Genomic DNA, 16,301 nt, shown 5'->3' on the forward strand with positions numbered 1-16,301 from the left:
CTATTAATCATTTACACCGCTAAATTCTCATTTATGACGAGACACTATGAATAATACAGGTTAACTCCTAACGAAGTGATAGCTCCTTTGACTACAGTATGAATAATGCAGGTCAGAGATTTTGATTGATCCGGCATTTGTCCCTTTTTTACAATTCCGCTGTTGGTGCGAGCGTTATCTTTGTACCCTCATTCATTTGAGTTTAAGGAATCCCAAGATGTCTATTAAAGAATTTAAGGTATGGATAAAAAGGCAGTAACAGAGAAAATCAAAATGCACTTGGAAGTGCTGTGTTGTGAAATTGGCGAACACCGTGTAGGAAGCGAACAGAATCGCAAAGCTACGGCTTATGCCGAAGAAGTATTGAAGAGTCATGGTTGGCAAACGGAAACCATCCCGTTACCTGTTATAGACTGGGCAACGGAGGGCGCCACGCTCACCTGCCGCAATCAGTCGTTCGATGTTTTCTCTTCTCATTATTCATTGGGGTGTTGTGTACAGGGCGAACTGCTTGCTATTCATTCGGTTGCGCAACTTGAGCAAAGCAACATAACCGGCAAAGTCCTCCTTCTTCATGGAGAAATAGCCAATCGGCAAATTGCCCCGAAGAACTTTCCTTTCTGGAATCCCGAAGAAGACCAACACCTCATTGCCCTGTTGGAGCAAGGTAAGCCCAAAGCACTGATTTGTTCCACGGAGCGCAATGCCGCCACAGCAGGCGGGGTCTATCCTTTTCCTTTGTTCGAGGATGGCGATTTTGATATTCCTTCTGTCTATATGAAGGATACTGAAGGCGAAAGACTGCTGCTCCATGCCGGGCAAACGGTAGAACTGACATCCCGGGCGAAGCGTATTCCCGAAACGGCATTCAACGTCATTGCCCGAAGTAGTAACGAGACGAAAAAACGAATTGTTATCACTGCCCACATAGATACCAAGATAGGTACCCCGGGTGCAATAGACAACGGAACCGGAGTGGCTGCCGTCTTAGTACTCGCCGAACTTCTGAAGGAATCTTCCGCGAAACTTCCCATCGAACTGGTCATCTTCAACGGGGAAGATTATTACGGAGCGCCCGGACAAGTGAATTATGTGGCGCAAAACGCAGGTAAGTTCAACGATATTGCCCTGAATATCAATATCGACGGAGCCGGATACAGAGAAGGGCTTTCCGCTTTCTCTCCTCTCGAACTTCCGAAGTACATGCTTGATGCTTTGCATGAGGTTCTTTGGAATACTCCCGAACTTGTGGAAGGTTTGCCGTGGTATCAGGGCGATCATAGCTTGTTTCTACAGAATGGTTGCCCGGCAATTGCGGTTAGTTCGCAGTGGTTTATCGAGAATATGGAGTGTCAGGAACTGACTCATACGCCTAAAGATAACCTCTGTGTGGTTGATTATGAGCGGGTTGCGGAATGCGTTACCGGTATCAGGGAATTCATTCTTTTACTGTAAGTGCGTCATAAAGTTCCTGTATCGTCTTTCCTAATACAGGATGTATTATATAAGGTGCAATTTCTGCCAACGGCTCCATAACGAAAAGGCGTTTGTGCATCAGCGGGTGAGGAAGCTTCAAGGAAGAAGTATCAAGGATAAGGTTACCATAGAGCAACAGGTCAATATCTATCACACGATCGCTGTACACACCGCCCACAGACTTATGGATACGTCCCATCTCGCATTCTATGGCCTGAGTTTCTGAAAGAATTTCCAATGGTGGGCGTTCAGTCTCCACACAAACAGCAGCATTCAGGAAAGTATTATCCGAAGCAAAACCCCACGGAGCAGTAGCATAAAAAGCGGATAGGGAAACCACTTTCCCTATCCGCTTCTCTATTTGTTGCACGGCAAGACGGAGGTTTTGTTCCTTATTGCCGAGATTACTTCCTAAACCTAAATAAGCGTACATATTTTGAATTTTGAATTATGAATGATGAATTATGAATGAAGCTGCGCAATACACGCTACATCGCAATTCATCATTCATCATTCACAATTCATAATTTATATTATCACCTGTCCGTAAGCAGCATCGCATCACCGTACGTACCGAAACGATAACCTTCCTTTAAAGCCACGTTATAAGCATCCATTACCTGGTCGTAACCACCGAAAGCGGCAACAATCATTAATAATGTGGAAAGTGGCATGTGGAAGTTGGATACCATTGCATTGGCTACCGTAAAGTCATAAGGGGGGAAGATGAACTTATTCGTCCAGCCTTCATAAGACTTCAGATGCCCGTCCGTGCTCACCGTACTCTCGATAGCGCGCATCACAGTAGTACCTATGGCGCAAACCTGCCTGTTAAAATCCTTGGCGTGATTCACAATACCCACAGCTTCATCGGATACTATCATTTGTTCGGAATCGGTCTTATGCTTGGTAAGGTCTTCCACATCAATATCACGGAAATTGCCTAAACCCGCATGCAAAGTGATATATGCAAAGTTGATACCTTTAATCTCCAGACGTTTCATCAACTCACGGCTGAAATGCAAACTGGCAGTAGGAGCCGTCACTGCACCCTCGTTGCGGGCAAAGATAGATTGAAAGCGTTCCGAGTCTTCCGGTTCTACCGGACGGTTGATAATGCTATGGGGCAGGGGAGTTTCTCCCAACGCGTACAAAGCTTGCTTGAATTCATCGTGCGGACCATCATAAAGAAAACGGAGTGTGCGTCCGCGCGAAGTCGTATTATCAATTACTTCCGCAACCATAGAATCATCGTCACCGAAATAAAGCTTATTGCCGATACGTATTTTGCGGGCAGGGTCTACCAGTACATCCCATAACCGGAGTTCTTCGTTCAATTCACGCAACAGGAATACCTCAATACGCGCGCCGGTTTTCTCTTTGTTACCATACAGGCGCGCCGGGAATACTTTAGTGTCATTGAAAACAAACACATCCTTGTCATCAAAGTAGTCCAGAACATCCTTGAACACTTTGTGCTCAATTTTACCTGTCTTTCTGTGCAACACCATAAGGCGTGATTCATCCCTGTACTTCGAGGGATGCAAAGCAATCTTCTCTTCCGGAAGCTTAAATTTAAATTGCGACAGTTTCATATTATTTATTTTTTAAATTTCTACTATATCCTGAGTACCTAACCACTCTTTAAAGTCCAACGGGTCGAGGCAATCCTCCAGCCGGACGTCCCCTACGCGGGTGCGCTCCAATGCAGTAAGATGTGCGCCGCTATTCAGGGCTTCGCCAATGTCACGCGCCAGAGCACGTATGTACGTACCTTTGCTACACACCACACGTATCTTAATATCCGGCAGATTACACTCCAACAACTCAATCTCGTCAATCACCAATAACTTCGGTTTCAACTCTACCTCTTCGCCCTTACGAGCCAAGTCATAAGCGCGCTTGCCATTCACCATGCAGGCAGAAAAGGCAGGCGGTATCTGTTGTATCTCGCCGGTAAATGTCTTCAGCACATCTTCCACCAACTCCCGGGTGATATGCTCCGTGGGATAGGTGGCGTCTATCTCATGCTCCAGATCATAGGAAGGCGTGGTAGCACCCAACCGGATGGTAGCGACATATTCCTTCACGTGATACTGGAATTCTTCAATCCGCTTCGTAGCCTTGCCCGTGCAAACAATCATCACTCCGGTAGCCAAAGGGTCGAGCGTACCGGCATGGCCTACTTTCAACTTCCTCACTTTCAGCCGTTTACAGATATGGTACCGCACAGCTCCCACCAGTTTGAATGAAGTCCATTCCAACGGCTTATTGAAATATAAAACCTCTCCTTCTTTAAAATCCATAGTTCAATGAATTCAGCACCAATGTTACGATACCGGCAATCGCACAATAGATAGCGAAATAAATCAGCTTTCCTTTCTTCACGATATTAATCATCCACTTGCAAGCCAGGCAACCCGAAACAAATGCAGCTACAAAACCTGCCAACAGAGAAACGGTTGATATATCACCGGCAATAACTTCGCCCTTCATCAACTTCATACCATCCAGCAAACCTTCGCCCAGAATTGGCGGTATCACCATCAGGAAAGAGAACTGAGCCAGTTTCGCCTTGTTATCGCCCAACAGCAAACCGGTGGCAATAGTAGCCCCCGAACGCGAAAGCCCCGGAAGTACGGCACATGCCTGCGCCACCCCAATAATAAACGCATCTCTCTTTGATATGTTCTCTTTTTGTTTGGGCTTATAGTAATAAGAGAATGACAGCAATGCGGCAGTCAGCAGCAACATGCAGCCTACAACCAGCAAGCCGGAGCCAAAAACAGCCTCAACCTCATCTTTAAAGAGTATGCCTACAAAGCCGATAGGTATCATTGAAATCAGGATATTGATAACATAGCGTGTTTCATCATTCATCCGGAACTTGAATAATCCCTTGAATATCCATTCTATTTCCTTCCACAACACTACCAATGTGCTGAGTACCGTGGCAACATGCACCACTACCGTAAAAGCCAGATTGTCCTCTCCCTGAATACCGAATAGCGCTGAGCCGATAGCCAAATGTCCGCTACTGCTTACAGGCAGATACTCTGTCAATCCCTGGAGTATTCCAAGAATAAGAGCTTCAAACCACTCCATTTATTTTTCTTTTAGAATTTGTAATTGAATTTACTCTGCGTCATCCGCTTTCTGTTGGGGCTTACGCAACACGGCATATATCATGAACAGAAAACCCGCCAGGCAAACCAACGGAGCCACTTTAATACGTCTTGCACTAAAAATATCCGGTTCAAAGTTTGTCGGCGAAGATGCCGAACCGGTCATCAGGATAAAACCGATAATCACTACCGCCATAGCTATGGCAAGCAGGACAAAGTTTGTCTTATCAAAAGCAAATTTCTCTTTACTCATCTCTTATTTTATTATATATAATGTTACTATTCTACCCACCACCATCTACTTACTACTTTCTACTATCCTACTTACTACTTTCTACTATCCTACTTACTACTTTCTACTATCTACTATCTACTAACTACTTCATATATGGTATAACGTCTCCGCCTTCATCCGCAGAAACTTATTAATGGAGAGAAATGCACAAAGCCATGTGATGCAAACCCCGGACACAAATACCGAAGCCGAAACCATTACCATTACATTAGGCGTAATCACACTGACCAGGTCAGGTTCGTACACCACCAGCCAATAGGCTGCAACCAATAAAATGCCATCGGCTATGACGGCCGCCAACACGCCAATCCAGAAGTTCCGCCACAAAAACGGCCGGCGGATAAAACTCCAATTGGCTCCCACCAACTTCATGGTATGGATAAGGAAACGCTTGGAATAAATAGTCAGCTTGATTGTATTATTTATCAGTGCAAAAGATATAAACGTCAGTAACACAGCAAGCCCCAGCAACATCAGGCTTATGTTACGGATATTATCATTCACCAAATTAATCAGTTCTTCCTGATAACGTACATCCTCCACATTCGTATTTTCCTTTATCAGCTTTCCTATTTTGGCTATGCTGTCGGCATTCGCATAATCAGAGTGTAGCTTTACCTCAATAGAAGCATGGAAAGGATTATAGCCCAGGAACTCCTGCGGGTCTATTTCCATCGCATCAATCTGATAGTGAAGCGCCTGCCTCTTCGAAATGTATTCGGTCGATCTCACAAATACTTCCTTGTCCAGTTGCTTCTGCAGTTTCAGAATATCCGGCTCTTTCAGGTCATCACTGATAATGATAGAGAAGTTGATATTCTCCTTCACATATACTGAAAGATTGTGGGCAGTCAACACAAAAAACACCACCAACCCCAACAACAGCAACACCAACGTCGTACTAATGCTGGACGTGATGAACTGCATATCAAAATAGGATACGGAATTATATTTCGTTTTCGTCTTCATTCCCTAATAACTTATCATCTTATCACTTTATTGCTTTATCACTCTCTCTATTTTTTCCTGAACACATAAACCATGGAACTGCTTCGTTCTTTATTCCCCAATGCGCTGAACCATGCCGTCACACCGCTCAACATACCACGGAGGAAAGGCAATGAACGCCCCATGTATTTCTCACTCAACATTGATACATAAAATGCATCAAACGGCATCGGGTGGCGGGCAGACAATATAAAGCCATGTTTGGAACTTAATTTCTGAACAGTGCCGGGAGTGAAATGCCACAAGTGCCGCGGTACATCGTAAGCCGCCCAATGCGCACCGTACTTCTTTGCGTCGTACGAAGAACAGTTGGGCAAAGCAACAATCAACATGCCCTTCTCCGTTAGCAAAGTGTTCAAGGTATCCCAAGTTTCATTCAGATGTTCCAGATGCTCCATGACATGCCACAATGTGATAACATCAAACCTGCCGGGAGCAAAATCCTGTAAAGCAGTGTCGGGCTTCACATCCAGGCCGAAACACTCTTTGGCAAAAGCGCGCGCCTGCATACTTTTCTCAACCGCTTCCACTTCCCATCCCCGCCTCTGCATGATGTCCGAAAAATACCCTGTTCCCGTACCTATATCCAGTAAACGTCCCGTTTGGCAGTGCGCTTCATTTTCCACCAATCGGGCTTTACGTTTCAGCATATAAGCGCGTACCCAATGATATACCCTGTTCACAAAGCCCTTCTTTGTGTCAGTATGAGATATGTAATCAGGAGTTTCATAATACCTTCCTATCTCTGCTTCTATGGGGAAATCTTGTGTAAAGAGAAAGCCGCAATCCTGACAACAACACAAATAAAACACTTCGCCGGAAGTATAATGGTCAATACAGGTCATAGCACGCTCTATGTGCGTACCACCACATACCGGACAGACTTTTATGGTGAGTTTATTCATTGAACGTTCTGTAATAATACAGTGCAACTCAATCAACCGGGATTGATATGGGATACACTATACCCAAATTTGGTGCAAAATAACAAATAAAAAGCGACGTATCAGGCTTTCTTTAAGGAGTTTTAATAAAAAGAGAAAAAAGAAGAACATAAATATTTGCTTTTAATAAAAAACATATATATTTGTGGGCACGAATCCTTTAATATATGCTATATGAAAAACACCTTACTACTTCTGCTTTTTTGCTTTTGCAGTCTTCAGGTACTCGCTGACGGACAAACCATTTCTCCGAACTTAAAGTTTGGCAAACCTACGATGGAAGAGTTGACAATGGAGACATACTCACCGGACTCAAGCGCCACTGCCGTTATTTTGTGCGACCTGACCGATGTCAATTACATCTTTCGGGTAGACAGATTCAAGATAATCTACAGCCATAAGGTGAAAATCAAGATACTTAAACCGGAAGGCACTTCCTATGCCAATGTCACCATTCCCTATTACGAGCATAAAACCGATAGAAGCGTAAAAGAGCTGGTTACCGGACTGGAAGCCACCGCCTACAATGTTGAAGGGGGCAAAATTGTGCGCACCAAGATGAAAAGGGATGTCGTCTTCAGGGAACGTATCAACGACTATTATATGCAGGTAAAGTTTTCTATTCCCCAGGTAAAAGCAGGTACGGTGCTGGAATATGAATATATGTTGGAATCCGATATATATTCTTCTATCCATAATTGGCAGGCGCAGAGTGAAATCCCCACTTTGTACACAGAGTATGATATTGTCGTACCCGAATACTTCAGATTCAATATAGACATGCGTGGTTCGGAAACATTAAAACGCTTGGATGAACCAACCAATCTAACCTTTTCCATCGGAGGAGATTTGGTTCCGTGCTCCGCCAGGCATCTGAACTTTAAAGGCAACCAACTGCCTGCTTTAAAGGACGACAGCTATGTGTGGTACCTTGATGATTACAATACACAAGTGAATCTTGAATTACAAGGCGTTCAATTTCCGGGAGCTCTTTACAAAACATTCACTCAAACCTGGGGACAAATAGACAAACTATTGCTTGAGGATACGGAATTCGGAGGCAGGTTGAAGATGAATAATCCGCTTAAAGAAGAAATGGCGGCGCTCCCTTGGGATAAGATGAATAGTACGATGGATAAAATTGCCGCAATTTACATCCTCCTTAAAAACAAAGTGAAATGGAACGGGAACTATGCTTTGTATGGCAACAGTTCCAGACAGATATTGAAAGAGGGAACAGGCAGCAATGCCGATATCAATTTTATACTTATAAGCATGTTGAAAGATGCCGGTATCCCCGCTTACCCTGCGGTAATGAGCCGTCGCAACCTGGGAATGCTCCCTTATGCACACCCCAGCCTCCAGAAACTGAATACATTTATTGTCGCCATAGCCAATACGGACAGCACTATGGTTTATCTGGACGGTTCGGTTGGTGACGGTTATATTAACATCATACCTCCCGTACTGATGGCCGATCGTGCCCGCATCATTGCCCCAAACGGTCAAAGCCAGTGGGTTGGCTTGGCAAACCTTGGCAGAAATCAATTGAGGTCAAGCGTAAGGGCAAGCATTTCTCCGGAAGGAGTTGTTACGGGTACACGCGAAACTGTCTACATGGGTCAGTACGCTTCCAACCTGCGCAACAAGTACCGTACTGCAAAAGACAGCACGGAATTTGTAAACAAACTCGCCTCCGACGAGAACATACAAGTGAAAGCCATCAGCATGAAAGGAAGACAACTCTTCTCGCCGGAAGTCCGCGAAACCGTGGAGTTTGAAAAACAGTCCACGGTTAACGACGAGTTCATTTATGTCAATCCGCTTGTTTTCCTGCATGTATCCGAATCGACTTTCAAACAGGCTGAACGAAAACTCCCTGTGGAATTCCCGTATTTAGACCAGGTAACCTTGAGTGTCAATCTGACTATCCCCGAAGGCTACACAGTGGACGAAATCCCGGAAAGCATAAAAATAGGCACCAACAACGGAAAAGTATCCTGCCGGTACGTTGTGTCACAGCAGAACAATCTGGTATCCATCAGATACACCTTCCAACTCAACCAATTGCTGTTCCTGCATACCGATTACCCCGAACTGCAAAAATTCTGGGAAGTCATGGCAAACAAGAATAATGAAATGATGGTCTTAAAAAAACAATAGTTCCGAGCAATGAAAATAAATAAGTTGTTTTTTTGCCTGCTATCGGCAACATACTGCTTCGGCTTGCACGCACAAACCGATTTGCGCACCAATGCATATTCCATCGTACAAGATGCCTCAACCGACATTGTGTGTACTTCACCAACCGATGCTGTTCAGAAAGAAAAACGGGTTATAGAAATTCTGAATGACAAGGGAAAAGAAAATGCCAATTTCGTCTGCTCATGCGACCGTTTTTCTTCACTGAGGAAATTCTCCGGCGAAGTGCGCGATGCTTCGGGCAATGTAATCCGGAAGATAAAGAAAAGTGAACTGAAAATCACCGAGTACTCGGCTGAACTTGCCAGTGACAACTATTACTATTTCTTTGAATACATTCCGTCGAGATACCCCGTTACCATTACTTATGAATGGGAAGTAAAGCACAATGACGGGTTGATTGGGTTCCCCAGCTTCGTTCCTCAAACCAACTACAATCAAAGTGTAGCGCAGGCAAGCTACCGCATCGTCACTCCGGGCGATAACTCATGCCTCTACCGCACAATCAATATGCAAACGGAAGTCAGCCAGCAACAAACAGCCGACGGAAACTGCCTGACGGAAGCAAAAGTCCAATCCTTGCCCGCCATCAACAAAGAGCCTTACAGCCCTTCCTTATCCGATGTGCTGCCACGCATTTACTTCGTTCCCCGGAATTTCTCTTTCGAGAAAACCCAAGGCAGCATGGAGAGCTGGAAATCTTTCGGTGAGTGGCAATATCGCCTGCTGGAAGGCAGAGACTTGTTGCCGCCAGCCTTGAAGGAAGAACTGCAAAAGCGGGCGGCAGCATGTAAAACCCCGTACGAAAAGGTAGCCACAGTATATCAACTGCTTGAGTCCACCACGCGTTATGTCAGCATACAATTAGGCATTGGCGGTCTGCAACCCGCCCCCGCCGCCGATGTGCACCGCACGGGTTTCGGCGATTGCAAAGCATTGTCCAACTATGCCCGCGCCATGCTGGCGGAGTTGGGGATTCCTTCGTTTTATACGGTAATCAGCACCGACAACAAGCGCCTGCTGGCAGATTTTGCCAGTGCCAACCAAAACAACCATGTAATCCTGCAAGTACCGTTGCCTAACGATACGCTTTGGCTGGAATGTACCAGTCCCGACCTTCCCCTGGGCTACGTGCATCACTCCATTGCCGGCCACGATGCCCTGCTTATCAACCCGGACGGCGGAACCCTTTGCCGCTTACCCATCTATCCGGATTCCCTGCATACCCAGGTCAACAATGCCATCGTGTCCCTGCTACCGGATGGCAATGCCAAAATCGAAGTAACCCAAAGCTCGCGCCTGTTTCAGTACGAAGATAATGTAGGCATCAAGAACGTAGAGCCTGCCCGGCAAAAGGACTGGCTGCGTTCAGGCATAAGTCTTGTACAGGCAAAGGTGGATGGCATCCGCTTCAAGGAAACAAAGCAGAAAGACCCGCAACTGGATATCTCCTATACCATCGAAAGCGAACAGTATGGAAACAGAACCGGAAAGCGCCTGTTCATCCCTGTGAATGTGTTCCACAAGAGCTTTTACAATCCAAGCAACCAGGGAGAGCGCACTCAGGATATTCAAATCAATTACGGGTACCTTGACACGGACAGTATCAGCATCCGGATACCGGAAGGGTATGAAATAGAATCGTTGCCCAAAACCGCCGATATAGAAAGCAAGTTCGGCAAGTTCCACGCTTCCGTCACTTTGGGGGAGGATAAGAATATCCATATCGTGCACCGGTTATTGTTCTATCATGGAGATTACCCCAAAGACGACTATGCCGGTTTCTCGGAATTCCGCAAGAATGTTGCTACGCAGTATGGGGCAAAGATAATATTGAAGAAAAGTGAGGCTCCTTCCGAATAGGAGGGGGCTTCGGCTTAGAAGTACCTAAGCACTCCCTTTACCCCAACACATATTTAAAATCCGATAATGAATATATTTCCGGCACATAGTGGTTGTCTACTATCACGGAGGGAGTCTTACTTATCTTTTGGCTCCGGAAGTATGCTTGTTGCATTCTCCAAATGTTCTCTACCTTCGTATCTATGACATACTTGCCTGCTTCTTTGATGTCATTTGTTTCGTACCACTCTTCCAGCAGGTTCATTGCCTTGTCCCAGCCTGTCATATAATACGCTGCAATAACCGTCTGTGCAACCCGCTCGCCCAGCCTGTCATTTGGATTTGTAGCCAACACCAATGATATGGGAACGCTGGAATCCATTTCTCTCATGCGGCGATGAACCCTTGCGCAATTCTTGCAATTAGGGTTGATTACTATCATTAGTTCATGATTGCCCGCCTTTTGGTTGTACAATGCAATATCCCTGCCCGCCATTTCTTCTATCTCGGGTTTCTGCGTCAACAACATCTGAAACGTTTCCGGATTAAGCAAACCGGCCAAATATCTCCTTAGAGTAATTCGTTCCCTTTGCCCTTTCATTTCAATCCGCAGTTGTATGGCAAAAACCAGGCAAATACATCCCATTATAATAAATGCGAAGAGTGAATCCAACGATATATTCATGTCATAATCTCTTCTCATCAGATACAGTACCACCGCATTAGCCCATATCACGATACTGAGCAATCCGCAAAGTACACACCCCTTATGCAGAATGAATATCTGGTGAATGACAGAGTAGAATGTCATCACCACTGCCATTGCACAACAGATGACCGAGATGCTGTAAAAATCATTCCACCGGATAAGTGAAAACAGATAAATAACCATAAAGTAGAGCAAACACACTTCTCCCAACGCTACACCTCCTATAGTCGACCCTTTGGAACGAAGTACGCTGTTGCAATCTATTATCTTTCCGATACGGCAGACCCGCTCCATAAACCGCTCATCTATCCGTTCCTTGTAAATGATGGCGGAAGATAGAAGAATCCCGAGGCTCAATACGCACAGGTCGACTATGAAAAGTGGGGTTTGAGCACGGAAAATCGCAGCCTGTAAGCCCAATAGCAGCATAAGAAGTATGGCGATAACGAACCTGTGGCGCAGGAAATAGGAAATAAGGTTTCTGGCAACATATAGCCGTTCGGACGGTGTTTTATCCGTAGGTTCTGCAAACAGGACGACGCCTGTCCAGTTCTGCAAAAAATCGCCTATCCCGATGTGCTGTTTATTCCCTCCTTCGTCGAGGAACTCCACGTTGAAATCATCCTTTTTGGTCACTATGCAGAATAGATTCTTGTCCATCTCGGACATGGTGATAAAAGGAACCTCCAACTGTGAAAAATGAGTGTATGTGTGGAATTGTTGTACTTTGTTTTTTACATGAAGCATATTCATGGCATCGCTAATGCCGCGTATACTATTCCCTATCGGGGTGTCAAGTAAACGAGAAATAGTAATCCTGCTCACCTTTACGGATAGCATCCGCAAATAGCGATAGAGTATGACGCCGGTGGTATTGTTAATTTCAGCCATGAATATACTTCCGCAAATTTGTTAGAAATCTAAAAAGAAACTGCCTGTCAGGGACATTTCGCCCGAAACTATTTCAAGGGTATAGTCTCCCCCGGCTTCTCCGGTTAAATCAATGCTAAGATCCGTAGGATTGGCATAGCTTTGCTCATAAACCACCTCATCGGTTGCTTCATTGGTAATAGTAACGGTAGCAAAAGGAAGCCACTGGATGAATTGCACTGAAATCACTCCATTGTCCAAGGAGGCATAAGCAGCTTGAAGAACTGCTCCACGGGTTTTAGGCATTTCTTCTGTAGTACCGCCGCCGGTATCACCACCCATTTCTCTGTCGGCAAGTTGCTGTGTAAGCATAATGTCTATTCTTCCGGAAGTAGACTGCGCATTCATTGAAATGTTTAAAGTCAACAATGCAAATAAAATAAATACTGATACTTTCATGAGGCATAATTTTTAAAGTTGATGCCGCTAAGTTATAAAAGTTACCGCAAATAAAGTGTGTCACAAGTGTGTCACAACTAAATTTTCCGCAAAATATCCCTAAAATTACCTTTTTGATCCATATTAATCCGGCTATATAATGCAGTTTTCTTTCGGTAGAGTGTTTTTCTGGAAAGATGCATCAGATATCCGAAATGGGAAAAAGGGAAACCGATTAAACTTAAACATATCAGATGCAGCTCTTCTTTTGACAATTGGTACTTGGCTTGCAGGCGCGATAGGGCGTTGTCCCATGCCGTGTCTACCCCGATAATCAATTCATGCCATTCCTGTTCGGTGATTTCCAGTTCGGACTCGTCTCTATCCTGATAGTCTTTGATGATGGCGGTCATTTTTGCGTAGAGTGGCGAGTACCAGAAGGTTTCTTTAGCCAAAGCGTTTCTCTTCAGGATTATTTCATCCAGTTCTTTCTGCAATCTTTCTTTTTGCTCATTATCAATCTGGCGCGACTCTATCACTTTTTTAATATTCTCAATCTCTATGTCCTTTTGGGCGATATCTGATTTCAGGTCGGCGTAATGTTGGTTTAAGCTCCGGTTTGCATCTTCCAATTGTAGTTTGTCTTTTTGTAACAAATCATTGTTTTTTCGGTATTCCTTGCTTCTCCTATATATAAAGAAGGCGGATATGAGGATGATTACTGCTACTGATACAAACGCGTACCGGTATAAATTTATACGTTTCTTGTAATGCAACTGTTGAAGTGTAATTCTGGCGTTGGCTTCCGCTTCGAAGATTTTATTGTTTACTTCACTCCGGTGAATTTGGTACAGGCTGTCTTTGTATATGGAGCTAAATCTTTCCAGCTTCATAGACAGGGCGGCATCTCCGCGGTCCATCGCTATGTCTGCCAAACGCATATAAGCATTTGCCATTTTCCCATACTCTTTGCTCAACAAAGTTTTGTTGAGGTAGAAAGTTGCGGAATCGTATTGTCCTGTTTTATAGTAGGCATCTCCTAAAAGAAGGAAAGCCCGGTAGGCGTATGCGGTATCCTTTCGTAGGGAGAGATTCTGTTTTGCATAAAACAGGGCTTTTTCTCCCCGGTGCGTTCGGCTATATAAACGGCTCAGGTCGGCTGATATATCGGCTTTTATTCTTTTATAACCTATTTTATCTGCAATTGCAAAGGCGTCCAATAGTTTCTGTTCGGCTGTGGAGAAACAACTGTCCCTCTTTGTGAGGGCTATAGAGCCTTGTTTTGATAAGGATTCCGCCCAAAGGGTGCTGTCTTTCAGTTCTTCGGCAATGGTTTCCATTAACTGATAGATGGAATCTGCTTTCTCGTAAATTCCTTGAAAATGATAGATATACCCCATGTTGTTGTATATCAGCCCCAATTGCCGTTTCTGTTTTGTGTCTTTAATAAGAGAGGCTGCAATGAAAAACTCTTTGAGGGCTTCCGGCTTGCGGTTCATGTCCCTGTAAACACATCCCCAGTAATAATGGGCTTTTGCCTGCATGCGTGTGTCGTTGGTTTTGTTGTAGTATGCTATGGCTAAACGTATGAGTGAGTCATTGGTTTGTACGACGTAATTTTTGTCCCTTGCCTGTGTTAGCAGTAGGGCATAGTAAGCGCTGTCGGCTTGTGTAGTTAGCTGTTGCATTGAAATGTTCTGCAAGATATGCAATGCGCTGTCCGGTTGCGATTGCATAAGCGAATCTGCCAGTATTAACTGTCGGTCGCTGCTTTGATGCTTGCCGCAAGCCATTAGTAAAAAGACAACCCAAAATAATATAGTAATAATGTTGTTTCTCATGTTGTTAGCTATTTGATTAATTAGAGTTTTGCAAGTTGTCCGTATGTTACTGAGCTATCTCGTTTCCCCTTTTCCCGGGAAGAGGGGTGCCCAAAGGGCGGGGTGGTAGGTGAATCTCCCCCCTTGCGGGGTACTCCTCCTCCCNNGGAGGAGGAGAATAGGGATACTACCAGTAATATGCGAAACTTAAATAAATAACTTGCGAAACTTAAATAATTGAATGACTGTGATGCAAAGATATAATTTTATTAAAAGCACTGCGATATAAAAAAGAATAATTTCCTAAAAAACCGAAAAATAGAACAATATGAACCTGCCCCCTTTCTCCCCCATACCTGCTCCTTACCCGCTCCTTATCCGCTCCTCTATTTTAGTCCCCCTATAGAAGCGGAGAAAACACGTATCTAATACGGTTCGGAAGAGTTTTAGACCAAAGTTGAAAACTTTATAGTTTGATAATTTGGCGGTTTATTTTAGTGTATGCGTGTGTAATGCGTTGATTATCAATAGAATGAAAGAAAAATAATGTTTTTCCGAACGCTTTTTGGAAAAACATTTGGAGCGAAACAATTATTTTCCATACCTTTGCCAACGCAACGAAAACAAAAAGTCGTTGAATGGTGAACAGCACGGCGAAGATTGCTGCAGAAGTCTTTCGGGAAGTTCACAAAAAACTAATTTATTCATTAATTTAAAAAAAGTAAAAATTATGGGAACAATTAAACAAGGAATCCTCGGGGGATTCTCAGGAAAAGTAGGTACGGTAGTAGGCAGTACATGGAAGTCGGTAAACTATATGCGAGCACTGGCAGTGAGCATAAGCAATCCGCGGACGGAAAAGCAACAGGATCAACGCGCCAGATTTGCCGAAGCCATCAACTTCACGAAGGCGATGACACCTTTTTTGCGTATCGGGTACAAAGAGTACTCCAAAGATCAGTCGGCATTCAATGCAGCAGTATCTTACATTATGAAACATGCGATAACCGGCGGCAGCGAAAGCGTATCGATCGACTATAAAAAGGCTTTGGTCTCACGCGGTAGTCTGGCGGCGGCGCTCAATGCCTCGGTAACCACCGGTAGCGATAAACTGTCTTTTGTATGGGAGGACAATAGCGGGATGGGTGATGCGGCAACCACGGATACAGCGATGTTGCTGGCATACAACAAAAGCAAAGAAGTGGCTGTCTATGACACGGTATCCGCTACACGTGCCGCAGAGGCAGCGGAGCTGAAACTCCCTGCCAACTGGAACGGCGACGCATTGGCCATCTACCTGGGCTTTTGCAACGAGGACGGTACGAACGTTGCCAATAGCGTGTGCCTGAAGGATGATCAGGCGGGCAACAGTTCCGGAAACGGAGGTTCGCAAGGTGGCGGTTCGGGTACAGGTGAGATAGACGACAATCCGCTGGGGTAATCCCGGGATAGTTTGACGGCGAACTGCTCCAACTAACCTGCATTATTCATTCAGGCAGTAGTCAGCCTGTATTATTCATACTTAGGAGTTTATAAACAGGAGTAACTTGCTTCTCCTCCTCCCGGGAGGAG

14 protein-coding genes are annotated in these 16,301 nt (G+C 44.7%); 4 read left to right on the plus strand and 10 right to left on the minus strand.

Annotated elements, in window-relative coordinates; genetic code table 11:
- The first annotated feature begins 240 nt into the window (after positions 1-240).
- Positions 241-1,455 carry a M28 family metallopeptidase gene (locus B2Z67_RS14290; protein WP_291530515.1) on the plus strand — a complete coding sequence of 405 codons (1,215 nt, stop codon included), beginning with the start codon at positions 241-243 and terminating at the stop codon, positions 1,453-1,455.
- Here the strand turns inward: B2Z67_RS14290 and folK are convergent.
- The 7 genes from folK to B2Z67_RS14325 all read right to left on the minus strand — a co-directional run bounded on the left by folK (position 1,439) and on the right by B2Z67_RS14325 (position 6,809).
- Positions 1,439-1,909 carry a 2-amino-4-hydroxy-6-hydroxymethyldihydropteridine diphosphokinase gene (folK, locus tag B2Z67_RS14295; protein WP_291530516.1) on the minus strand — a complete coding sequence of 157 codons (471 nt, stop codon included), beginning with the start codon at positions 1,907-1,909 and terminating at the stop codon, positions 1,439-1,441. The two genes, B2Z67_RS14290 and folK, sit on opposite strands and share 17 nt — an antisense overlap.
- A 103-nt stretch (positions 1,910-2,012) precedes the next feature.
- On the minus strand, positions 2,013-3,071 hold the full coding sequence (gene queA / locus B2Z67_RS14300) for a tRNA preQ1(34) S-adenosylmethionine ribosyltransferase-isomerase QueA (RefSeq protein ID WP_291530517.1): 1,059 nt from the start codon (positions 3,069-3,071) through the stop codon (positions 2,013-2,015).
- A gap of 12 nt (positions 3,072-3,083) precedes the next feature.
- Positions 3,084-3,782, minus strand: a complete 699-nt coding sequence (gene truB, locus B2Z67_RS14305) for a tRNA pseudouridine(55) synthase TruB (protein ID WP_291530518.1) — start codon at positions 3,780-3,782, stop codon at positions 3,084-3,086.
- On the minus strand, positions 3,772-4,581 hold the full coding sequence (locus B2Z67_RS14310; RefSeq protein ID WP_291530519.1) for an undecaprenyl-diphosphate phosphatase: 810 nt from the start codon (positions 4,579-4,581) through the stop codon (positions 3,772-3,774). The genes truB and B2Z67_RS14310 overlap by 11 nt, the downstream gene beginning before the upstream one ends.
- A 30-nt stretch (positions 4,582-4,611) precedes the next feature.
- Positions 4,612-4,854, minus strand: coding sequence for a DUF3098 domain-containing protein (locus B2Z67_RS14315; protein WP_291530520.1), 243 nt, complete (start codon positions 4,852-4,854; stop codon positions 4,612-4,614).
- 129 nt (positions 4,855-4,983) lie between these two features.
- The gene (locus B2Z67_RS14320; RefSeq protein WP_291530521.1) at positions 4,984-5,865 is read right to left on the minus strand and encodes a cell division protein FtsX; all 882 of its coding nucleotides are present in this window, start codon (positions 5,863-5,865) and stop codon (positions 4,984-4,986) included.
- A gap of 47 nt (positions 5,866-5,912) precedes the next feature.
- Positions 5,913-6,809, minus strand: coding sequence for a class I SAM-dependent methyltransferase (locus B2Z67_RS14325; protein WP_291530522.1), 897 nt, complete (start codon positions 6,807-6,809; stop codon positions 5,913-5,915).
- A gap of 213 nt (positions 6,810-7,022) precedes the next feature.
- Between B2Z67_RS14325 and B2Z67_RS14330 the strand changes: the two genes are divergently transcribed.
- The gene (locus B2Z67_RS14330) at positions 7,023-9,011 is read left to right on the plus strand and encodes a DUF3858 domain-containing protein (RefSeq protein ID WP_291530523.1); all 1,989 of its coding nucleotides are present in this window, start codon (positions 7,023-7,025) and stop codon (positions 9,009-9,011) included.
- Positions 9,012-9,020: 9 nt separating this feature from the next.
- Positions 9,021-10,913, plus strand: coding sequence for a transglutaminase-like domain-containing protein (locus tag B2Z67_RS14335; protein ID WP_291530524.1), 1,893 nt, complete (start codon positions 9,021-9,023; stop codon positions 10,911-10,913).
- A gap of 37 nt (positions 10,914-10,950) precedes the next feature.
- Here B2Z67_RS14335 and B2Z67_RS14340 read toward each other — a convergent pair whose 3' ends face one another.
- The 3 genes from B2Z67_RS14340 to B2Z67_RS14350 form a co-directional block, all read right to left on the minus strand.
- On the minus strand, positions 10,951-12,492 hold the full coding sequence (locus B2Z67_RS14340; RefSeq protein WP_291530525.1) for a vitamin K epoxide reductase family protein: 1,542 nt from the start codon (positions 12,490-12,492) through the stop codon (positions 10,951-10,953).
- 21 nt (positions 12,493-12,513) lie between these two features.
- Positions 12,514-12,930: a DUF3244 domain-containing protein gene (locus tag B2Z67_RS14345; RefSeq protein WP_291530526.1), complete on the minus strand. Its 417-nt coding sequence runs from the start codon at positions 12,928-12,930 to the stop codon at positions 12,514-12,516.
- 77 nt (positions 12,931-13,007) lie between these two features.
- Positions 13,008-14,750 carry a tetratricopeptide repeat protein gene (locus tag B2Z67_RS14350; RefSeq protein WP_291530527.1) on the minus strand — a complete coding sequence of 581 codons (1,743 nt, stop codon included), beginning with the start codon at positions 14,748-14,750 and terminating at the stop codon, positions 13,008-13,010.
- Between the two features lie 709 nt (positions 14,751-15,459).
- On the opposite strand from B2Z67_RS14350, the gene B2Z67_RS14355 reads away from it, so the two are divergent.
- Positions 15,460-16,170 (plus strand): DUF6266 family protein, encoded by a 711-nt coding sequence (locus B2Z67_RS14355; RefSeq protein WP_291530528.1) that lies wholly within the window; start codon positions 15,460-15,462, stop codon positions 16,168-16,170.
- The last annotated feature ends 131 nt before the right edge of the window (positions 16,171-16,301 follow it).

Origin of the sequence: Bacteroides sp. UBA939, from assembly GCF_002293435.1 — a bacterium.
Classification (GTDB): Bacteria; Bacteroidota; Bacteroidia; order Bacteroidales; family Bacteroidaceae; genus Bacteroides.

Excerpts from the sequence above, each read along its gene's own strand:
- B2Z67_RS14290 (WP_291530515.1), top strand. The coding sequence starts at position 241 with ATGGATAAAAAGGCAGTAACAGAGAAAATCAAAATGCACTTGGAAGTG.
- folK (WP_291530516.1), bottom strand. The coding sequence starts at position 1,909 with ATGTACGCTTATTTAGGTTTAGGAAGTAATCTCGGCAATAAGGAACAA.
- queA (WP_291530517.1), bottom strand. The coding sequence starts at position 3,071 with ATGAAACTGTCGCAATTTAAATTTAAGCTTCCGGAAGAGAAGATTGCT.
- truB (WP_291530518.1), bottom strand. The coding sequence starts at position 3,782 with ATGGATTTTAAAGAAGGAGAGGTTTTATATTTCAATAAGCCGTTGGAA.
- B2Z67_RS14310 (WP_291530519.1), bottom strand. The coding sequence starts at position 4,581 with ATGGAGTGGTTTGAAGCTCTTATTCTTGGAATACTCCAGGGATTGACA.
- B2Z67_RS14315 (WP_291530520.1), bottom strand. The coding sequence starts at position 4,854 with ATGAGTAAAGAGAAATTTGCTTTTGATAAGACAAACTTTGTCCTGCTT.
- B2Z67_RS14320 (WP_291530521.1), bottom strand. The coding sequence starts at position 5,865 with ATGAAGACGAAAACGAAATATAATTCCGTATCCTATTTTGATATGCAG.
- B2Z67_RS14325 (WP_291530522.1), bottom strand. The coding sequence starts at position 6,809 with ATGAATAAACTCACCATAAAAGTCTGTCCGGTATGTGGTGGTACGCAC.
- B2Z67_RS14330 (WP_291530523.1), top strand. The coding sequence starts at position 7,023 with ATGAAAAACACCTTACTACTTCTGCTTTTTTGCTTTTGCAGTCTTCAG.
- B2Z67_RS14335 (WP_291530524.1), top strand. The coding sequence starts at position 9,021 with ATGAAAATAAATAAGTTGTTTTTTTGCCTGCTATCGGCAACATACTGC.
- B2Z67_RS14340 (WP_291530525.1), bottom strand. The coding sequence starts at position 12,492 with ATGGCTGAAATTAACAATACCACCGGCGTCATACTCTATCGCTATTTG.
- B2Z67_RS14345 (WP_291530526.1), bottom strand. The coding sequence starts at position 12,930 with ATGAAAGTATCAGTATTTATTTTATTTGCATTGTTGACTTTAAACATT.
- B2Z67_RS14350 (WP_291530527.1), bottom strand. The coding sequence starts at position 14,750 with ATGAGAAACAACATTATTACTATATTATTTTGGGTTGTCTTTTTACTA.
- B2Z67_RS14355 (WP_291530528.1), top strand. The coding sequence starts at position 15,460 with ATGGGAACAATTAAACAAGGAATCCTCGGGGGATTCTCAGGAAAAGTA.